At 47.1% G+C, this 1194-nt stretch carries 1 protein-coding gene; it reads right to left on the bottom strand.

What is annotated here, in order from left to right:
• Positions 1-2: 2 nt before the first annotated feature.
• Complete coding sequence (gene tuf / locus NI466_RS15750; protein ID WP_004646112.1) at positions 3-1193, bottom strand: elongation factor Tu; 1191 nt, start codon at positions 1191-1193, stop codon at positions 3-5.
• Between the last annotated feature and the right edge of the window lies 1 nt (position 1194).

Below are 1194 nucleotides of genomic sequence, written 5' to 3'. Positions count from 1 at the left end.
GATTATGCAGTTACTTTAGCAACTACACCAGCACCAACTGTACGACCGCCTTCACGGATCGCAAAACGTAGACCTGGGTCCATTGCGATCGGGTGGATTAGCTCTACTGACATCTCAACGTTGTCACCAGGCATAACCATTTCCACGCCTTCTTTAAGCGCGATCGCACCAGTTACGTCCGTAGTACGGAAGTAGAACTGTGGACGGTAACCGTTAAGGAATGGAGTGTGACGACCACCTTCTTCTTTAGAAAGTACGTATACTTCTGCATCGAATTTAGTGTGTGGCTTGATCGCACCTGGTTTAGTCAATACTTGACCACGTTGTACGTCTTCACGCTTAGTACCACGAAGAAGAACACCACAGTTCTCGCCCGCACGACCTTCGTCAAGAAGTTTACGGAACATTTCTACGCCGGTTACTGTAGTAGTTTGAGTATCACGGATACCAACGATTTCTACAGACTCACCTACTTTAACGATACCAGTCTCTACACGGCCAGTTACTACTGTACCACGACCAGAGATTGAGAATACGTCTTCAATTGGCATAAGGAATGGAAGGTCAATTGCACGCTCTGGCTCTGGAATGTAAGAGTCAAGTGCTTCAACAAGCGCAACTACCGCTGGCTCGCCGTATTGGCTGTCATCACCGTTAAGCGCAAGAAGAGCAGAACCACGGATCACTGGAGTGTCATCACCCGGGAAGTCGTAAGTAGAAAGAAGTTCACGAACTTCCATTTCAACTAGCTCAAGAAGCTCTTCATCGTCTACAAGGTCGCATTTGTTCAAGAATACAACGATGTAAGGTACACCTACCTGACGAGAAAGCAGGATGTGTTCACGAGTCTGTGGCATAGGACCATCAGTCGCAGCACATACAAGGATCGCGCCATCCATCTGAGCAGCACCAGTAATCATGTTTTTAACATAATCGGCGTGGCCCGGGCAATCTACGTGAGCGTAGTGACGAGTTGGAGAATCGTATTCTACGTGTGAAGTATTAATTGTAATACCACGTGCTTTTTCTTCTGGTGCAGAGTCGATTGCAGCGTAGTCTTTCGCTTCGCCACCGAATTTCTTCGCACATACAGTTGCAATTGCAGCTGTTAAAGTTGTTTTACCATGGTCAACGTGACCAATTGTGCCCACGTTAACGTGTGGCTTATTACGTTCAAACTTAGCCTTAGCCATG

Source organism: Acinetobacter lwoffii (genome assembly GCF_024129595.1).
GTDB classification, from domain to species: Bacteria; Pseudomonadota; Gammaproteobacteria; order Pseudomonadales; family Moraxellaceae; genus Acinetobacter; species Acinetobacter lwoffii_O.
This window is presented reverse-complemented; position numbering and strand designations above follow the sequence as displayed.